The organism is Paenibacillus solanacearum (assembly GCF_910593845.1).
Classification (GTDB): domain Bacteria; phylum Bacillota; class Bacilli; order Paenibacillales; family NBRC-103111; genus Paenibacillus_G; species Paenibacillus_G solanacearum.
The window spans coordinates 1-18,994 of the sequence record NZ_CAJVAS010000045.1; the positions used below are offsets into that span (position 1 = coordinate 1).

Below are 18,994 nucleotides of genomic sequence, written 5' to 3' on the forward strand. Positions count from 1 at the left end.
TGCCGCGAAGGCAGGAAAGCGAATCTCAATGCTAATTCATCGTCAACTCCAGAATTGGACTGCCGGTTTGCCTAGCTACATCAAGGCTTATTTGCCAATTTCAAGCTGCGAAAGTTGAGTTCATAAATAAAATTGAACGTATTTATTTCAGATATTTCGCGAAGTAGGCCGCCGCTTTTTTTAAGATTTCATTCTCTTCCTTAAGATCAGCCAACTGCTTACGAAGTTTCCGAAGCTCTTCGTCTTCGGGCTTAAGGTTTCCGCTGCATGGAAAGGCGCTTATTCCATCCTGCTTGTAGTTCTTCACCCAGTCTCGAACTGTGGTGTAATGAACACCAATCTCCTTTGCTGTCTCCGAAGCTGTCGATTCTCCACTAAGAATACGGAGTACAGCCTGTTCTTTAAACGCCTTATCAAATTTCTTCTGCCCCATTCGAATCCCTCCATCATTTATTTTAGAGATTTTCTATGTGTCTATCTATTTGGGGCAGGGTCAGGATGAAGTGAAATAGTTTGTGTAACAAAATTCGTAGCCTTCACAGACAACAAAAAAGTAGGGTATTCTCGGGTTTGCTGAAGTCACCAAGAAAAGAACCTACTCATGAACACTTTACATGAAATAGGCCTTATTGATCTACTTGAAAATCTTGTTAGGAACTTTGTCAAAGAAAAGCTAAAGCACATTATGAACGAAGAAATTCGAAACTTCATCCATGTCGAGCAGGCGAACGAACGCAACTCACGTAACGGCTACTATAAACGGACATTAGACACACGCTACGGTAAAATTGACGTTCTACAGGTGCCACGAGACCGTAGAGGCAAGTTTCAAACGCATGGATTCGAACCTGCCAGCGCCGTGATGGCTGGCTAGAAGAGGCCGTTATCCACAAGTACAAGGGTGGTATGAGCACACGTGACGTAGCTCGCTTTATCGAAGGGATGTTCGGACTCTCTTCCACAGTAGGAAACATAACGGGCACGGTGCTGGAAGACATTGAACAATGAGAGAAGGGCCGCTAGAGAACCGTTATTCGGTCATCTATCTGGATGGGCTCTACTGCAAATTGAAGCGGCAAAGCATTCAAAGCGAAGTCATTTACTTCGCTATGGGGATCATTTGAACAAGGGTACCGACAAATCCTCGGCTTCTACATATTTGTGGCCATGAAAGTTCAAACGGCTGGCGAGACGTTCTTAAGGACTTACACGCTGCGGAGCTACGGAAGTCTTGCTTGGTATCTTCGATGGCTTACCGGGATTGGAAGAAGCCTTTAAAGAAACGTATCCGAAAGCAGATGTTCCGCGTTCCATTACGCACAAAATGCGGAACACGTTCCCAAAGATCCGAGGAAAGTTGAAGTCATGAACGATCTGAAGACGATCTACAACGCGGCTGACGCCGACTTGGCACAGTCTGCATATAAACTTCTTGACGCTTCCACTAAAGCTAATGATTTAAACCAAATAATATGCTAAAATGAAAAGGATTGTCAGGTAATATCGAATAAAAGGAGTTAATCATGAAAACCAAGAAGAATCAGACTTACGGGTATTCATCAGGCACAAAAAAAAACGCCACTTTATCCGAAAATAATTCATTACTCTTTTGGCTTCTAAGTTCTTTCACTATACTATTTCTTATCTGGTCCCCTTTTCAGAAAGGCTTATTCAATGGAAACAGCTTCGACTTCGAAAGACCGATCTACTCAGCCTTCGTTTGGTCGAGCATCATCCTTTTACTAATAGCGATTTACGGCTTTTATTATTGGAAGATGAAGACAACATCCGACATGGTTAGCGTGGCCGCTTGGCTCATTCCACTAACTTATGTAATATCTCTTGTTAATGCAGGTTCGCACTATAATGCAATCAATATGATTTACATCCAATCGATCTATATCATCTTTTTGTTGCTAGCATATTATGTCGCCAGAAATGACCTTGGGGCGGCAATTCTCAAGAATGGCTTCATAACTTCAGCCTATATTATCGTATTGTTCGGGGTATTTAATTGGCTTGGAAACAAAATCACGACATATAACTGGATCAAATGGTTCGCTTCAGGCATGGTTGAACCTTATTATCGCGATGCTGTAATGATAGACTCAAACGGTCTGCGGCTTACATCCGTATTCCAATATGCAAACAGCTATGCCGCTTTTTTGATTGCCGCGTTACTCTGCACTTTATTTTTAGTGTTATCATCAAAGAAATGGTACAGTGTCGGAATACATGGCTTTATGGCAATTCCAATTATCATTTCGTTTTTTCTAACGTTATCTCGCGGCGGTTTAGTCATCCTCCCTGTTGTGCTGTTGTTGGTGCTTCCATTCTTGAAACCATACAGACAAGTGCTTTATATCATTCATTTAATAGTTTCATTTGGCTTATCACTCATTATCCTTACAAAAATAACAAATCTGGGTATTCAACTCAACAAAGACTTTAATGTAAGTCAGTACATCACAGGCTGGACTACGCTGCTTACTGTTTCTTTGATAAATGCTATACTTGCGGTTTTAATTCAAAAATTTGCTGCTTCCTGGTTGCAGAAAATACTGGATCGTTTTAACAAGTTTCGTTTCGCTAATATTGCAATTCCCGTCGTAGCCATCGTAGTCGGCGGAATCGGTGTTACGGTTCTATTCAGTGATCTTGGATTAACCAAACTGCTTCCGGAAAATGTACGGACCCGGATCGAAAATATCAATTTCCAGCAGCACAGCGTTCTTGAACGCGGAACATTCTATATAGATGCATTAAAACTTTCGGCCGACTACCCGGTATTTGGGGCCGGCGGTGGTGCTTGGTCCGCGTTATATGAAAAATATCAAAATAACCCGTATACCAGCCGACAAGCACATAACTTCTTTCTTCAATATCTCGTAGAGGTCGGAATTGTCGGACTATTGGTTTTCATATTGATTTTAGCAGCTATATTGTACGTTTATATTCGAAATTTTATAAAGCAGGACGATACGACAAGGGACAGACGATTTATTTTTTACATTCTTGCGATCTCTTTGCTCGTGCATAGTATGATTGACTTTGATTTAAGTTATGTATATTTAGGAATGCTGGTTTTCTTAAGTTTGGGAGTCATGATCTCTTCCGATGCGATTGAATTAAAAGGAAATTGGAAGGAACGAGTAATCAAATACAGATGGATATATCCCTCCATACTTATCGTGTTATCTGTCATATGCTTCGTAGCCGCGGTCAAATCGCTTTCAGCAAACAGCTTATTTCGAGCGGCGGCTGCCGCATCGTCCAGCGGCAAAGGACTTACTGAGATTACAACGCCGTTAGATAAAGCTTTAAAAAATCGTCCGCTTCATCCGGATTATACGAACAGTAAAATAGATATGCTCTTGCAGCTCTACAACCAAAGCAAAGACGAGAAATATTACACAGAGGCCTTGGCTTTACTTGAGCAACTGAAGCGGCAAGAGCCTCATAACAGACCGGCTGTCGATAAACAAATATACGCTTATGCTGTAAAAGAGCAGCTACCAAAGGCGTTAGAGGTTGCCAAGGCTGAAATTAATAATTTCAAATGGGATATCTCTTTATATGAAAAAAGCATTTCATTAGCAGCCGATCTGGGAAATAAAGCTAGAGCGGAAAAGAACACGCAATTACAAAACCAGTATTGGGATGTAGCATTTGAAACTTATAATATTGTACTGAATAAAATGAAAACATTGGAATCCCTGCCAAAAGAACAAGCGCAAGGCCGAGAGTTTTCTGTCACGCCGAATATAGGGCTTGGTTTGGGACAAATCGAATTCATTCGGGGCAATTACCCTGCCGCGGAAAATTTCCTTCGAATTGGCATCAATGGCTCACTGGATGATCCTCAAACAGCAGCCCAGACGCGTATGATTATCCGCTATTACCTCGCCACGCTTCAGAAGCAAGGCAAGAACGATCAAGCTTTAATGGATAAGCTGGCGGCTAAAGATCCTAACGAAAAGCAGCAAGTTCAAAATTTAGTTAACGCGCAGTTTTAGTGCTTCGAACAAAGACCATTCTCCGTCTGGTAAAGACGGATGAATGGTCTTTTCATTTGGATTCGGCCGTTATGGAGAGCAATGTTTTAAAAAGTTCAACGACAGGCAGTTAAGAAGAACTCCCTCACATCAACACTCTCCTCGGCCTAACCTTTCTGTTATATATATCATCACCGATGCCTTATGCTCTACCTGCTGGCAACCTGCACGTATCGACGTTTCGCATAGGGGATGATGTCATCCTAGGTGGACGCGCCTCATTAACATAAAAAAACGGCAGCCATCCCAAGGGATGCTGCCGTTTCTCCATCATGGCCGGATTAGAATCCGCCCATGCCACCCATACCGCCCATGCCACCCATATCAGGCATAGCTGGCTTTTCTTTTTCCGGTTTGTCTGCGATAACCGCTTCAGTCGTCAGGAACATCGCCGCAACGGAAGCTGCGTTTTGCAGTGCGGAGCGAGTCACTTTCGCAGGGTCAACGATACCTGCTTCGATCATGTTCACCCATTCGCCGCTTGCTGCGTTGTAGCCTACGCCTACAGCTTCTTTTTTCAGGCGCTCAACGATAACGGAGCCTTCTTGACCTGCGTTCGCTGCGATCGTGCGTACAGGCTCTTCCAGAGCGCGGAGAACGATGTTTACGCCTGTTTGCTCGTCGCCGTTCGCTTGAACAGCGGTAACCGCGTTATACACGTTTACAAGCGCTGTACCGCCGCCTGCAACGATACCTTCTTCTACTGCTGCGCGAGTCGCGTTCAGCGCGTCCTCGATGCGCAGTTTGCGCTCTTTCAGCTCGGTTTCGGTAGCTGCGCCTACTTTTACTACGGCTACGCCGCCAGCAAGCTTAGCAAGACGCTCTTGCAGCTTTTCTTTATCGAAGTCGGAAGTCGTTTCTTCCAATTGTGCACGGATTTGCGTGATGCGTGCGCCGATGTCTTTTTTGTCGCCAGCGCCGTCCACGATGATCGTGTTTTCTTTTGTTACGCGAATTTGACGTGCGGAACCGAGTTGGTCAACAGTCGTCGATTTCAGCTCAAGGCCGAGTTCTTCGGTGATCAGTTGGCCACCCGTAAGAGCCGCGATATCGCCCAGCATCGCTTTGCGGCGGTCGCCAAAGCCAGGAGCTTTAACGGCTACGCAAGTGAAGGTGCCGCGCAGTTTGTTCACGACGAGCGTAGCGTTAGCTTCGCCTTCTACGTCTTCTGCGATGATCAAGAGCTGCTTGCCGGATTGAACGACTTTCTCAAGCACAGGCAAGATCTCTTGGATGTTGGAGATTTTTTTGTCCGTGATCAAGATGAACGGATTGTCGAGAACAGCTTCCATTTTATCCGTGTCCGTGATCATGTACGGGGAAATGTAGCCGCGGTCGAATTGCATCCCTTCAACCACTTCCAGCTCCGTAGCGAAGCCTTTGGACTCTTCCACGGTGATAACGCCGTCTTTACCTACTTTTTCCATGGCTTCGGCGATCAGTTGACCTACCTCTTCGTCAGCAGCGGAGATGGCCGCTACTTGAGCGATAGAGTTTTTGCCTTCGATCGGCTTCGCGATCTTTTGCAGCTCCTCTACAGCCGCTTTAACGGCCTTGTCGATGCCTTTGCGAATGACCATCGGGTTTGCGCCTGCAGTTACGTTTTTCAGGCCTTCGCGGATCATCGCTTGAGCGAGTACCGTAGCTGTCGTCGTACCGTCGCCGGCAACGTCGTTCGTTTTCGTAGCGACTTCTTTAACGAGTTGTGCGCCCATGTTCTCGAATGCGTCTTCGAGCTCGATTTCTTTGGCGATCGTTACACCGTCGTTCGTGATCAGCGGGCTGCCGAATTTTTTCTCCAGCACCACGTTGCGGCCTTTTGGACCCAAAGTAACTTTAACGGCATTTGCAAGCGCGTCAACCCCGCGAAGCATGCCGCGGCGAGCTTCTTCACTGAACTTGATTTCTTTAGCCATGTGTGTACCCTCCCAAGATAATGGTTTGAATGTATTTTGCGTTTCGGATATTTTCCTAAGTAATTGCACAAAACTTAAGTATGTGCGCTGCAACGGCTAGATCAAATGCAACGATCTCCGTTGTTAACGAATTGCAACGGTTAGATCGTTTGCCGCGATCTCAGTTGCCAACAGGTTTTGGCGATGGTCTTAGCCCAGAATGGCCAGAACGTCGCTTTCGCGCATAATGAGCAGCTCGCGGCCGTCGAATTTCACTTCAGTACCGGCATATTTGGAGAAAATGACGCGGTCGCCTTCCTTCAACTCAAGCGCAACACGTTCGCCGTCCTTGAGTGTACCGCTGCCTACGGCTACGACTTTGCCTTCTTGCGGCTTTTCTTTCGCCGTGTCAGGCAGTACGATTCCGCTTGCAGTCGTTTCCTCCTTAGCGATGGCTTCGATAACTACGCGATCACCCAATGGTTTGATCATGAGAAAATAGCCTCCTTTGATATGGTGGTACGGTCTTATCAGCACTCGAATGTGGCTAGTGCTAACAACAATTCTTATAATAATCACTTCGCGACAATTTTGCAAGTAGTTTTGTATTGTTTTGTTGTCAAATTAAGATAAACCCGCACTCACCTCATTGTATCCACACCATTCGAAAATATACGACATTTTCCAACAAGAACTGCCGGCTCTCCTGCAAAATGCAGTTGTGAAAGCCGGCAGCCCATGAGGTATATATTCGGTTAAAATAGCGAGATTAGCCCCGCTCCGTCTCCCACTGCTGATCCTGCAGCAGCTGCTTGCGGTATACGATACCGGACAAGAAGACGCTGAACTCGTACAGCACGATCATCGGCACGGCGACGATAATGGCCGATGTGGCGTCTGGCGGCGTAATCATCGTGGCCACGACCACCAGCAGCAAATAGGCATACCGGCGCATTTTGCGCAGCCTCATCGGATTGAGCAGCCGCAGCTTGGTCAAAAACATGACGACGATCGGCAGCTCAAACAAGAGGGACAGCGGCAATATAATGTTGAACATGAAAGAGAAATACTGCGTAATGCCGTAGGTCTCCTGCAGCTGCAAATTTTTCGTAACAGCGGACGTAAAAAGAAATGCCATCTTGAACACGACGAAATAGCCGAAAGCCAGGCCGATCAAAAACAAAACGAGCGCGAACGGAACGAACATCAGCGAAGCTTTCTGTTCCTCTTCCCGCAGGCCCGGTTTGAGAAAAGACCACAGCTGATACATCGTAAAAGGAAGCGCAATGATAAGTCCCATGACGAAGGCAAAGTTCATGTACATTTTGATCGCATCCCACGGCGAGAACACGTTCCAAAAAATTTGGTTGGCCGGGGGGACGCTTTTTAAATAGACGATCAGCGGTTGAGCAAATATAAGTCCGATTACCATACCGACGACAAGTACGAGGGCCACCCATATCAGTCTTTTGCGCAGCTCTGTCAGGTGCTCGACAAGCGACATGCCTTCATCGTTTTCCATGTAACGATCACCAACCTACCATTCCAAAGTCTCCAGTCCGTTAATCGGGAAGTCTGCGTGAATCTTGACGATCGGCTTGCGGCTGCGAAGCGGATGGCTCCGTTCCCGCTCCCGGCGGCTTTGGAGCGTCCGGTTCCGGTGCCTGCGCTGGCGCCGGCGGCGTCACATCTTTGCGCGCGCGCGGCGCCTCTGGCTCGTCTCCGAGCAGATCACGTGCTCCCTGCTTGAATTCGCGGATCGTTTTCCCCAGGGAGCGGCCCAGCTCCGGCAGTTTATTCGGCCCGAACAAAATCAGTGCAAGAAGCCCGATCAGCAGCAATTCTCCGAAGCCTATGTTTCCAAACATCGGAATCGTTCCTTTCCGGTAAAAGTATGTGCAAGTTTAACAGCCATACAGGCCGCTATACCCCATCTCCATAATATCTTCGCGGGTAATCTCCTCGCCGGCGCAAATACGCGGCAGCAGCACGTCGAAGGACGTGTACGGATCATGCATCACGCAGCCTGGCAAGCCCATTACCGGCACATCGCCCAAATAGCCGATGAGCAGCATCGAGCCGGGAAGCATCGGCGTACCATAACTGACAACGCGCGCACCGGCCTGTTTGATCGCTCCCGGTGTCCGGTCATCGGGATCTACCGACATGCCTCCGGTGACAAGAATGAGATCCGCACGGTCTTCGTGCAAAAACCGGTGAATCTCGCGAACAATCGTGTCGCTGTCGTCCGGTGCCATACGCTGCTCGATCACCTCCGAGCCAAGCGCTGCCAGCTTCTCACGGACGATCGGCCCGAATTTATCTTGTATCCGGCCTTTGAATACTTCGCTTCCTGTCGTGATGAGACCGGCCCGCAGCTTGCGGAACGGTTTCACCTCGACGATCGGCCCATCCCCATCCGCGGCAATCCGTTCCACTGCGGCTATTTTGGCTTCTTCCATAATGAGCGGAATCACCCGGGTACCCATCAGCGGTTTGCCTGGCGCTACGACCGTATTGGTCTTGATCGTTGACATAATCACTTGATCCAACGCATTGACCCGGTCAATGCGGGCTTTATCGATTTTGGCCAGCCCATGAATAGCCGCTTTTAGCGTAATTTTGCCTTCATGAGGGTCCGTCAGCTCCACCTGAGACCCTTGCGCCGCTTTCGCCATGCGGAAAGCAGCCTCGTCCTCGTGCAAATATCCTGCCTCCAGCCGAATCGTATAAATATGTTCCTTCCCGATGCTGAGGAGCGCAGGAATATCTTCCTCACGAATCACATGACCTTTTTTGAACAAACGTCCTTTGAATTGCCCCGGGATGATTTGCGTCAAATCATGCGCCAGCACCATGCCGACGGCCTCTTCGACCTTAACCTCCTCCAGCATCGATTGCTGCTTCATCAGCCGTGATCCCCTTCCCGTCCAGTCAAAATCCCAAGCGCATGCGGCAGTTGATCGATAATGGCGGAGAGATTCTCAGAGACGCCCTTGGGGCTGCCTGGAAGGTTAATGATCAGCGTCCGGCCGCGAATGCCCGAGACAGCGCGGGAAAGCATCGCACGCGGCGTCTTCGTCATCGAATACATGCGCATCGCTTCGGCGAAGCCGGGGGCATGGCGGTCGATCACCTCCAGCGTCGCTTCCGGCGTCACATCGCGGACAGCCATTCCTGTCCCTCCGGTCGTCAATATGAGATCGGCTTTGAAGTAATCCGTCATCTCGATGAGCGCAGCCATAATCTCATCCTTCTCGTCCGGGACGACGCGATACTCGATAATCTCTCCGCTCATCTCCTCCTCGATCAGCTCCCGGATCACCTGTGCACTAGTGTCTTCTCTTTCTCCACGGAAACCGCGGTCGCTAGCGGTTAAGATAGCCACTTTCCAGCGCATAAGCCTGCTCCTCTCCCGTACAGTTCCTTGTCATTATAATATGTATGAAAAGCTTCTATTCGAAGCTATCCGATGATGATATATCCGTTATCCGTGCCTATGCAAAGCTTCCGTTCTAGGATGATAACGACGGATGATGGAAATCGCCGCTCTTTCCGCCGGTTTTGCTGACGAGCAGCGTCGGTCCGATCTGCATTGCTTTCTCCGCCGCCTTACACATATCATATACAGTGAGCGCAGCCGCGGATACAGCGGTAAGAGCCTCCATCTCCACGCCGGTCGGCCCCTTTGTTTTGACAGTCGCTTCGATTTGCAGACGCCCGTCCTCAAAGTCGGCAAACCGAACGTCCACGCCGCTTAACGACAGCGGATGGCACATCGGAATCCAGTCGGATGTTTTTTTCGCCGCCATCACGGCCGCTACTTGCGCGACGGCCAGCACGTCGCCTTTGCCGATCTTCCCCTGCTTGATCAGCGCAAGCGTAGAAGGCTGCATGGAGACCGTCGTTCGAGCGGTCGCCGTCCGGACAGTGTCCTGCTTCTCCGTGATGTCCACCATGCGGGCGCGCCCCTGCTCGTTAAAATGAGTCAAACTTCCGGCTTGCTCCATGGAATCAGACATTTGTCTCCGCCCCTCTCCCTACTACACGTAGATCCGTAACGAGTTCGTCAATCCGAAAGTCAAACAGTCCCATCGGAACCTCATCGATCACCTGCTCGTCGAAGGCAGCGGCGATAATATACGGTTTCGGTAGTCCCGTACGCACGTACTGCTGCATGAACCGGTCGTAAAAGCCTCCGCCGTATCCGAGCCTGCCCATCTTCAAATCAAATGCAAGACCTGGCACAAGCGCCACGTCAAGCTGACGGATATCGTACAGCTGCGGCGCTTTGGCCACCGGTTCGGGGATGCCCCACGTCCCTTGCTCCAAATCCTCGTAAGATCGGATTTCGAACAATTTGAGCTGCTTGTACGCCGGAACGACCTTCGGAACGACGACGCGCCATGACCGCTTCCAGCAAGCTTCCAATACGGGCGTTACATCCACTTCTGTTTTGACTGGCATGTAAGTAAACAGTGTCGGCTTTCGTCTGACCGAAGGATCCGGCCTCAGCAGATCTTCCAGCCGGCCGAGCAGCGTTTCACATATTTTATTCGATTTCTGCCTGCGTCCTTCCTCCGTAATGGCGGCGCGGACGGCCTCCGCCTGTCGGCGAAGCTCGATCTTTTTCTCTTTTATATTCATGAAACGGCCTCTCTTCAGCGGGTCGATTCTTGGTTAACCACATTCTAATGCTGCGAACGATTTATGGCAAATCTTTTCTTGCGAGTGTTAACATACGAACGTCTTTGTATATATAGTGTACCATAATTGCTTGTAAAATCGCGAATAAAGGCGGGAATCGAATATTTCCCGGGAAAACTGCCTCTGCGCCGATGTTGCGGCTTATCTTTCGCCTTTTAGAACAAGATCGGCTACAACAGGAACATGATCGGATGCCTTGCTCGGTACGACGGCGGCCGGCGTCTCATAAGCAAGCTCGGAGCTTATGAAAATATGATCGATTTCTCCACCCTTCAGGACCGTGGGAGTCGGTTCGGGAAACTTCAGACGAAGAAGCCCTGGGCCTTCCATTCCTGGCGATTCGCTGTTAAAATCCCCCATAAGCAGCAGCGGTTCCTGAATATCCCCTAACCAATGACTCAACTGCGGCATTTGCAAATGCCTGTCTGCAGCCGCGACTCCGAGATGCGTCGTCGCAATGGTAATGGTCCGCCCGCCAAGATTCAGCTCTGCCGTCAATAGACTTCTTGGCTCCCGACCTCCGCTCAGCTTATACTGCCGCGGCGCCTTCAGCGGATAACGGCTTAACAAGGCAATGCCATATGCAGATATTCCGCTCCGGATCGAAGGCGCGAACACATAATGCATCCCCGCCTCGCGGGCCAAATACGCCGCCTGATCGCGAAACCCGCTGCGCCACTTATAACGGTCGACTTCCTGCAGCGCGATGACGTCCGCATGGAGCCAGCGGAGCTGCTCGGCAATGGCCTCAGCACTTACCTTCCCGTCCAAGCCTTCTGCATGCCGTATATTATATGTTGCGACGCGCAGCTCAGCCGGAGCTTCATCCCGTTTCAAAGCGGAGGTAGCCACCTGGGCTGTCGTTAATGAATCTATGAGCATCATGGTTCCTATCCACATCATGAGCAAAAGCAAGAATCGGCCAGCGGTTCTGCTCAGCACAGCAGTCGGCAGCATAGCGATTCAACCCCATTTTTCGTAAAATGGTTCAGACAGTACACCGAGCATACGTTACAGCGATTCCGTTTGTATACAAGTAAACCGTTGGAAATCGAAATCAGGCGCAGAATGTGCTACACTGATGGAGCATACTCTACATTTTTAATAGAAGAAACCGAGATTCGGGAGGCTTATCATGCTGCTGCAAGTATCAGGAATTCAGAAGAGCTACGGCGTCACGGCCGTGCTTTCCAATATATCACTCCAAGTCGAGCCGCGGGAACGCATCGGGCTCGTCGGCGTGAACGGCGCCGGCAAGTCAACCCTGCTGCAAATTATCGCCGGCGAGCTCTCCTATGACAGCGGAAACATATTTAAAGCAAAAGAAACAAAGGTCGGCTATTTGAAGCAAAACAGCGGCCTGCATTCCAACCGTTCGATATGGGACGAGCTGTTGAGTGTGTTTTCGGGGCTGATCGAAACCGAGCGCGAGCTTCGCCGGCTGGAAACGTTAATGTCCGACCCGCTCATCCTCGAGGATGAAAAAAAGACCGAGGAAACGATGTCGCGCTACGCCAAACTGTCGGACACGTTCCGCGAACAGGGCGGCTATGAAATTGAGGCGAAAATTCGCGGGATTTTAAGCGGTATGGGCTTTGGCGAGATGGACCCCTCCACTCCGTGTCAAGCGTTAAGCGGCGGTCAGAAGACCCGGCTCGCCCTTGCCAAAATGCTGCTTGAAGCGCCAGACCTTCTCCTGCTGGACGAGCCGACCAACCATCTGGATATTGCGACCTTGACATGGCTCGAGCAATATTTGCGATCGTATGCCGGCGCAATTGTCGTTGTATCGCACGACCGGTATTTTCTGGATGCACTCGTGGATGCCATCTATGAAATCGAACGAACGTCCTCCCGCCGTTACACCGGCAATTACTCCCGCTTCATTGAACTGAAGGCGGCCGATTACGAGGTACAGCTGAAGCAGTTCGAGAAGCAGCAGGAAGAAATCGCCAAGATGGAGGAGTTCATTCAGCGCAACATCGTCCGTGCTTCCACGACCAAGCGGGCGCAGAGCCGCCGCAAAGCGCTCGATAAGATGGAACGTCTGGATAAGCCGCAGGGCGAATTGAAACGAGCGAGCTTCTCGTTCGAGGTCGAAACGCCTTCCGGGCGCGATGTACTTGACGTGCGCAATGTCGCCGTGTCGTATGACGGCAGCAAGCCGCTGGTGAAAAACGTCACGTTCCAGCTGCACCGCGGGGATACGGCCGCCTTGATCGGACCGAACGGTGTAGGCAAGTCGACACTGCTCAAAACGTTAATCGGACAGCACCAACCGGACCGCGGGGCATTCGAATGGGGCGCCAATGTGCGTATCGGCTACTACGATCAGGAACAAACGGGGCTGAATCCGAATCATACCGTTCTGGACGAGCTTTGGAACGCGTATCCCCATATGGAAGAAGCGCGCATCCGGACCGTTCTCGGCAACTTCCTGTTCAGCGGCGAGGATGTGTTCAAAAAAGTCAGCTCGCTCAGCGGCGGGGAGAAAGCACGTGTGGCGCTCGCCAAGCTGATGCTGCAAAAAGCAAACGTCCTTATTCTCGACGAGCCGACCAACCACTTGGACTTGTACAGCAAGGAAGTGCTTGAATCCGCCCTGATCGATTACGAAGGCACGCTGCTGTTCATTTCTCATGACCGGTATTTCCTCAATAAAATGGCCGAAAGCATGCTGGAGCTGAGTCCGGAAGGCATCACCGGCTATTTGGGCAACTACGACGACTACGTGGAGAAAAAGCAGGAGCTCGCGGAGATGGAACAGCAGCGACTGGCCGAAGAAACGGCGAAGCGAACGGCGGCAGGCGGCCAAGCGGGCGCAAGCCCGGCCAGGGAGAGCGCCGGTGCTGACGGGATCGGAAGCGACTACGAAGCCGGCAAGCAAGCAAGGCGCGAAGAGCGGAACCGCCAGCGGAAGCTGGAGCAGCTCGAGCAGCGGATTGCACAGCTGGAGGAGGAGACCGGCGCGATCGAAGCGGAGCTGGCGCTGCCTGAAGTGTACAACAACTATGTGCTCGTGCAGGAGAAAAATGCGCTGCTCGAAGCGAAAAAAACGGAGCTGGCCGATTGCTATGAGCAGTGGGAGCAGCTTGCGGAATAAAGGGACGATCTGTGCGCGGAGCTGTTTAACGGAGGATCGCATGGATCTGCTTGGCCGAGTAAGAAGCAGCGTTGATTGATTGAGCAAAAGCGGCGGCGTTCCATGCGCTGCCCGGTCAAACGACGAGTCATGATACGAGCATATCTTGGCAAGCGGTTCAACGTAGGCATAGGAATCACAACGTAACTTTACAATCGACAAAAAGACCTTGGAGTTCATTCGGCATGATGATGACTCCAAGGTCTTCTTTTTAGGAGATAGGGAATAGAAGGACTATGTCTCTCCCGCCTCCGCCAATCGCAGCAGCAGCAGCGGCACGCTGCTGTACACAATCATGGCGGCGGCGGCAACGATGCCCGAATCATTGAGGGCCAAGGCGGCGAAGACGCCGATCACGCTCGCGTAGAACCCGTGCATCAAATACGGGTACCGCTCTCCCCACCGGCGCAGCCGGCCCTTCGGCCGCAGCACCAGCACGGCCATGACGACAAGGCCGGTGAGCAGCACCTTACTCCAGGCGGAGACGCGGATCAAGTGCAGGTTCATCGCAAGCTTGCGCGCGATCATGGCACGGATGGCGTCGTACCGCCCCTCGCGCAGCGCCTCGAAGGCACGGCCAATATGGCTGCCGTGCCCGCCGGTGACGCCGCCGGAGCCGGCAGCCGCCGAGGCAGGCGCGCTTGCGGCTGCGACAGAGCCTGGCCCGCCGGCGGAGCCGGGGAGCCAGGCGACGTTGAGCAGCCACAAGCCCGCGAGCGCCGCGGCCATCGGCAGCGCGAGCGCAAGGGCGAGCCGGCGTCCACCCAAGGCGCCGCCGGCATGTAGGCGCGCGACGAGCGCGCCGAACGCCGCGGCCGCGGACAGGGCGCCGCCGGCGTTCGTGCCCAGCGCCGGCGCCGCAAGATAGCCGGCGATGCCGACGCCCGCGAGCGCGACCGGCGTGATCGCCTGCCGACGCGGCATGGACGGCGGCAGGCATGGATCCCGCTCCGCCCGTACCTGCAGCAAGGCGGTGAGCCCGAGCACCGCCGCACCGAGCAGCACGCCCATGAACTCGTTGCCGATGCCGTAGTAGCGTGCGCCGATCATGACATCGTAGCCGAGTACGGAATATTTCATCGCCGGTGCACCGATGAGTCCGTCTACCAATATAAGCAGTGCAACAACGGCTCCCGCCCAGCCACAAGCCCGAATCAATCGAGGCTTCGACGTGGCATAGAAGGAGGCGGCGCAGCCCCCCGCAAGCATGCCGGCCACGACCATCACCGTCACGCCGGAAATATCCCCGCGAATAAGCCATCCCATCATCAACAGCGCAGCCGGAAGCAGCAGAACCCCGAATAGCAACGACCGCGTGACCGCTTGCAGCAGGACGGAGCGTCCGTTCGTCCAGATCGCATAAAGCCCCAGCAGCATAGCTCCTACCTCGAACACGGCAAGCCCATAGAGCAGCGGCGGACGAAGCTTATACACTTGCGCCTTGCGCTTCACGTCCTGCAAAAGTGCATCAAACGCCGCCACATCAGCGTCGCTCTTCCACTGCCCTTGGGCGGCCGCCCGTGCCCCCAGCCCGATATATTTAGCATCCAACCGGTCGTCCGCCTCCACCGGGAGACCCGCCATGGAATGCGGGACCGGCAAGCCGAATTCCCGCAGCATCGTAGGGGCAATATCGGCAGCCGCGATAACGCCCGGTCTTTGCGTCGTCCCCGAGACAAGCAGCCCGCCAGCTGCCGTCACCGCCTGAGCCTGCCATCGCACGGCCGGCGTTAGCATCCATTTCTCCTTCATCGCCTCCGGATGTACCTGCGGGCTGAGCAGCCACAGCACTCCGTCGTTTCCATAAGTACGGAGGTCCATCAGCAACCGGCCGAGAAAACGATCGATACGGGCCATAATTTCTTGTTTCAGCCGAAGGAACTGCTCGGGCACATAGTTATCTTTTTCCTCATACAACCGGTATAAATCCCCGATTTCCACAACCGCCAATACTCCGTTGTCGCCCCGCTTCAGTTCCCGCTCCCATTGGTCATACAGCAGCTCGTACCGCGTAATCACGCCATAAGGCATCCGGCCATCCGTCTCCAGCATGCCGCTGCCGACGGTTCCGTGCTCGACCGTTCCCCGCTCGTCCATCACCATCAGCGACGCGGGCCGGCGCGCATGGACCTTTCCGCTGAGCGGGATGTCCAGCGCACTCCATACGGCGAGGCGAACGCCATGACGTCTGAGCGTTTCGCCGAGCTGTCCCGGCACGGCTTCGCTGCCGCCGGATTGTTTGCGCCGAATCGCCTCGATGGAGGGAACCGTCACGCCAGACAATGATTGTCCCGCATTCCGCCTGGCATATCGTTCCAGCATCGCCGCAGCCGTTTGACCGTCCCGCCGTTCCGAAGCGCCCCACACCTCCGCCCCGCGTGCGTCAACCGACTGCCCCGCCCCCCATGTGGCATACACAGACTCCAGCCCTTTGTACGGCAAACGAACATTCATCGCAGCCCAGCTGCCGTTCGACGCAAGCTCGCGAAAGCCAGGGTACGCTTCCAACCCGCTTGCATCCAATTCCATAAACGAAAGATACGGAATGGAAACAATCGTAACTCGGCGATGCATGCCCGCGCTCGAATCATTCGATGCCCTATACTCCTGTAATGGCACATCGCTTTCCCCATTGGGCAGCGGAAGCGCATAACCAAGAAGCGGATCAGCCGCCGTCATCAGAAGGAGCCCTAGTACGAAAACCCGCACAGCCAAGGGCAACCCGGCTTCCCCTCGTATCCAACCATATCCGCAGCCACGCATCGTCATGCTCCCCCGTTTCCGCTCATTACGGTGCGCTCGTCACAGTGGAAAGCTTGAGGCACGAACCGTACCGAGCAGTGCACTTGCCGTATCGAACCGGCTTATTTACCCGTACTTTGCCCATTTTCAACCGCTTTATCCGGCATGTGCATAAGGAGGAGGCTGCTTACCTTTATCCCCAACATTATCCCCAGAAAAAAATGTCGTTTTCCCCAGAAAAATCAGCGTTTATTTTTAAATCCACAGACTTATTCACACTATCCACAGACCTCTTGTGAAAAAATTATCCACTCGCCTGCAGTATGCCAGTGTATATTTTTCATGATTATAACGCCATTTTTTCGACTTATCCCCATTATCCACAAAGGCTGTGGATAACTAATATCCACAGCCTTTTCGGTCCATTATGAGATTGGATTAGTATGCGATCACACCGTTGTCAAATGCCTCATCGCGTGCTCTGTCGTTTCGTATACTTCCCTATAAAAAAGCCCCGATACCCGAACATTGTCGGATACCGAGGCTGGTCACACGAGTAAAGAAACGCCGTCAGCGAATGCTTAACCTTCGCCGCCAATCAACACATAGCGCAGAACGATCAGAATTGCCAAAACCCACATAAGCCAGTGAACCTTATATTGCCCTTTGCCGCTCGCATTCGCTACGGTACCAAGGATGACATACGTCACGATACCGAACGAAATGCCGTTAGCGATATTGTAAGTGAAAGGCATCAGCGCAATCGTCAAGAAGGACGGAATCGCGTACACCATGTCTTGAAAATCGATTTCGCGTACCGCTTGCATCATGAGCACGCCAACGACGATTAAGGCCGCCGATGTCGCTGCGCCCGGAATCAACGCCGCAATCGGAGCGAGGAACAGCGCGAGCAGGAAGCATACGCCTGTCGTTACCGCCGTCAAGCCCGTGCGTCCGCCTTCCGCGATCCCTGCCGAGCTTTCCACATAGGCCGTCACGGTGCTTGTCCCGACAAGCGCGCCGCCGCTTACGCCGATCGCGTCGACCATCATTGCTTTACCGACTTTTTTGTTGCCTTCTTCTTTATTTTTCATAAAGCCGGCGCGGTTAGCCGTACCGACCATCGTACCGAACGTATCGAACAATTCAACGAACGTAAACGTCGCAATAACAGATACAATCCCTGCATTCATTATGCCTGCAAAATCAAAGTGGGCAAATGCCAGTTTGCTGAGATCCGGCACCCAGGTGGTTTTATCCGATCCCAGGTTCGCGAAGTTGACAACCGGGCTGCCATCCGGATTGTGCAGGAAGACGCCGATCAGCGTCGTAAGCAGAATGCCGAACAAAATCGCGCCACGCACGCGCATGACCATCAGGATGGAAATGAGAATTAGCCCGATGACGCAAAGAATGACGTTGACATCATGCATGCTGCCGATATGGAATACGGTCTCGAACGACAGGACGTCCGTATATTTGCCTTTTGGAATATCGTTTGCCGCCTCTACGGCAACCGTCAGCAGGCCGCTGTTTTTCAAGCCGATAATCGTAATGAACAAGCCAATCCCGACGGTGATTGCATGCTTGATGCTGTCCGGAACCGCCACGAGCAGCAGTTGTCGAACCTTCGTCACCGTAAGAATGATAAAGATAATACCGGAAATAAATACTGCCGTAAGCGCCATTTGATACGTAAACTGGCCTTGCGAAGACAAAATCACCGTAGCGAAATACGCATTTAAGCCCATGCCCGGCGCCAAAGCGACCGGAAAGTTAACGAACAACCCCATGGCAATGGTCATGACCCCTGCCGCAATCGCGGTCGCAAGGAACACGGCCGTCCAATCCATACCGGTCGCACCCGAGCCGAATGCGCTAAGGATGTTCGGATTTACGGCGAGCACATACGCCATCGTCATGAACGTCGTCAATCCGGCCATAATCTCGGTGCGTACCGTGGTGCCGTTTTCCTTCAGCTTAAAATACCGATCCATTCCCGAATCCCTCCAAATGGTTTATCGGAACAACGAAAAGCCCGGGTGCGCGAATGCCCCAGGCTCCAAGCAAAAGAACGCTCCACAGCATATCCCCCGTGAACCGTCATTTCTTGTTCGTAGCCAGATCATTTACGGTGACCTCGTAGAAACTCCCGGGCCCATTCCCGGGATTATACGAAACTTGTTATTCCCTTGATTTCCATACCTTATTCTAAGAGGGAAGTCGAATGTTGTCAATCGTTTTTCCGAACATTATGGCTAAAAATTTATTTTATGTTCGGATAACGCAAATTCTTATAATCTCTGCAGACGCACACACCGCAGCCGCGGATCTTATTTTCGGATAGCCTTCCTTCACGCATCAAGCTCCTCCTGGCCTTGGGCTCAATGCCCTGTCATCGCAAAAAGACCTGTCTCTCCATTCGAGAGTCCAGGTCTTGCTGCATCCGGATC

General features: G+C 52.1%; 14 protein-coding genes, 2 pseudogenes and 1 riboswitch. Of the genes and pseudogenes, 4 read left to right on the top strand and 12 right to left on the bottom strand.

Translation table 11 applies throughout. The features are described from left to right. Positions 1 to 142: 142 nt before the first annotated feature. The gene (locus tag KXG62_RS28480) at positions 143 to 433 is read right to left on the bottom strand and encodes a transposase (RefSeq protein ID WP_218095416.1); all 291 of its coding nucleotides are present in this window, start codon (positions 431 to 433) and stop codon (positions 143 to 145) included. 168 nt (positions 434 to 601) lie between these two features. On the opposite strand from KXG62_RS28480, the pseudogene KXG62_RS34240 reads away from it, so the two are divergent. From KXG62_RS34240 to KXG62_RS28500, 3 genes and pseudogenes are all read left to right on the top strand, one after another. Then, positions 602 to 1,008: pseudogene (locus KXG62_RS34240) on the top strand (transposase). Positions 1,009 to 1,219: 211 nt separating this feature from the next. Further along, positions 1,220 to 1,479 (top strand): annotated as a pseudogene (locus tag KXG62_RS34725) (transposase); the annotation flags it as partial. 44 nt (positions 1,480 to 1,523) lie between these two features. Further along, a complete protein-coding gene (locus KXG62_RS28500) occupies positions 1,524 to 4,016 on the top strand; it encodes an O-antigen ligase family protein (RefSeq protein ID WP_218095419.1) in 2,493 nt (830 codons plus the stop codon). A gap of 320 nt (positions 4,017 to 4,336) precedes the next feature. Here the strand turns inward: KXG62_RS28500 and groL are convergent, their stop codons facing one another. From groL to KXG62_RS28545, 9 genes are all read right to left on the bottom strand, one after another. Further along, positions 4,337 to 5,971, bottom strand: coding sequence for a chaperonin GroEL (groL, locus tag KXG62_RS28505; RefSeq protein WP_218095420.1), 1,635 nt, complete (start codon positions 5,969 to 5,971; stop codon positions 4,337 to 4,339). A gap of 189 nt (positions 5,972 to 6,160) precedes the next feature. Next, entirely contained in the window at positions 6,161 to 6,442 is a 282-nt protein-coding gene (groES, locus tag KXG62_RS28510) for a co-chaperone GroES (RefSeq protein WP_218095421.1), read from the bottom strand. 277 nt (positions 6,443 to 6,719) lie between these two features. After that, on the bottom strand, positions 6,720 to 7,472 hold the full coding sequence (gene tatC / locus KXG62_RS28515) for a twin-arginine translocase subunit TatC (RefSeq protein ID WP_218095422.1): 753 nt from the start codon (positions 7,470 to 7,472) through the stop codon (positions 6,720 to 6,722). A gap of 40 nt (positions 7,473 to 7,512) precedes the next feature. Continuing rightward, on the bottom strand, positions 7,513 to 7,818 hold the full coding sequence (gene tatA, locus KXG62_RS28520) for a twin-arginine translocase TatA/TatE family subunit (RefSeq protein ID WP_218095423.1): 306 nt from the start codon (positions 7,816 to 7,818) through the stop codon (positions 7,513 to 7,515). Positions 7,819 to 7,854: 36 nt separating this feature from the next. Further along, a complete protein-coding gene (locus KXG62_RS28525) occupies positions 7,855 to 8,859 on the bottom strand; it encodes a molybdopterin-binding protein (protein WP_218095424.1) in 1,005 nt (334 codons plus the stop codon). Then, positions 8,859 to 9,350 (bottom strand): molybdopterin adenylyltransferase, encoded by a 492-nt coding sequence (gene mog / locus KXG62_RS28530; protein WP_218095425.1) that lies wholly within the window; start codon positions 9,348 to 9,350, stop codon positions 8,859 to 8,861. The genes KXG62_RS28525 and mog overlap by 1 nt, the downstream gene beginning before the upstream one ends. Before the next feature lie 115 nt (positions 9,351 to 9,465). Next, positions 9,466 to 9,972 carry a cyclic pyranopterin monophosphate synthase MoaC gene (moaC, locus tag KXG62_RS28535; RefSeq protein ID WP_218095426.1) on the bottom strand — a complete coding sequence of 169 codons (507 nt, stop codon included), beginning with the start codon at positions 9,970 to 9,972 and terminating at the stop codon, positions 9,466 to 9,468. Next, complete coding sequence (locus KXG62_RS28540) at positions 9,965 to 10,597, bottom strand: 5-formyltetrahydrofolate cyclo-ligase (RefSeq protein ID WP_218095427.1); 633 nt, start codon at positions 10,595 to 10,597, stop codon at positions 9,965 to 9,967. The genes moaC and KXG62_RS28540 overlap by 8 nt, the downstream gene beginning before the upstream one ends. 201 nt (positions 10,598 to 10,798) lie before the next feature. Further along, positions 10,799 to 11,494, bottom strand: coding sequence for an endonuclease/exonuclease/phosphatase family protein (locus tag KXG62_RS28545; RefSeq protein ID WP_218095428.1), 696 nt, complete (start codon positions 11,492 to 11,494; stop codon positions 10,799 to 10,801). A gap of 298 nt (positions 11,495 to 11,792) precedes the next feature. On the opposite strand from KXG62_RS28545, the gene KXG62_RS28550 reads away from it, so the two are divergent. Continuing rightward, entirely contained in the window at positions 11,793 to 13,760 is a 1,968-nt protein-coding gene (locus tag KXG62_RS28550) for an ABC-F family ATP-binding cassette domain-containing protein (RefSeq protein WP_218095429.1), read from the top strand. Between the two features lie 273 nt (positions 13,761 to 14,033). Here KXG62_RS28550 and KXG62_RS28555 read toward each other — a convergent pair whose 3' ends face one another. Then, positions 14,034 to 16,514 carry a hypothetical protein gene (locus KXG62_RS28555; protein WP_218095430.1) on the bottom strand — a complete coding sequence of 827 codons (2,481 nt, stop codon included), beginning with the start codon at positions 16,512 to 16,514 and terminating at the stop codon, positions 14,034 to 14,036. A 608-nt stretch (positions 16,515 to 17,122) separates the two neighbouring features. After that, entirely contained in the window at positions 17,123 to 18,538 is a 1,416-nt protein-coding gene (locus KXG62_RS28560; RefSeq protein ID WP_218095431.1) for an NCS2 family permease, read from the bottom strand. 100 nt (positions 18,539 to 18,638) lie between these two features. Next, positions 18,639 to 18,739, bottom strand: a riboswitch (purine riboswitch). Positions 18,740 to 18,994: the final 255 nt, after the last annotated feature.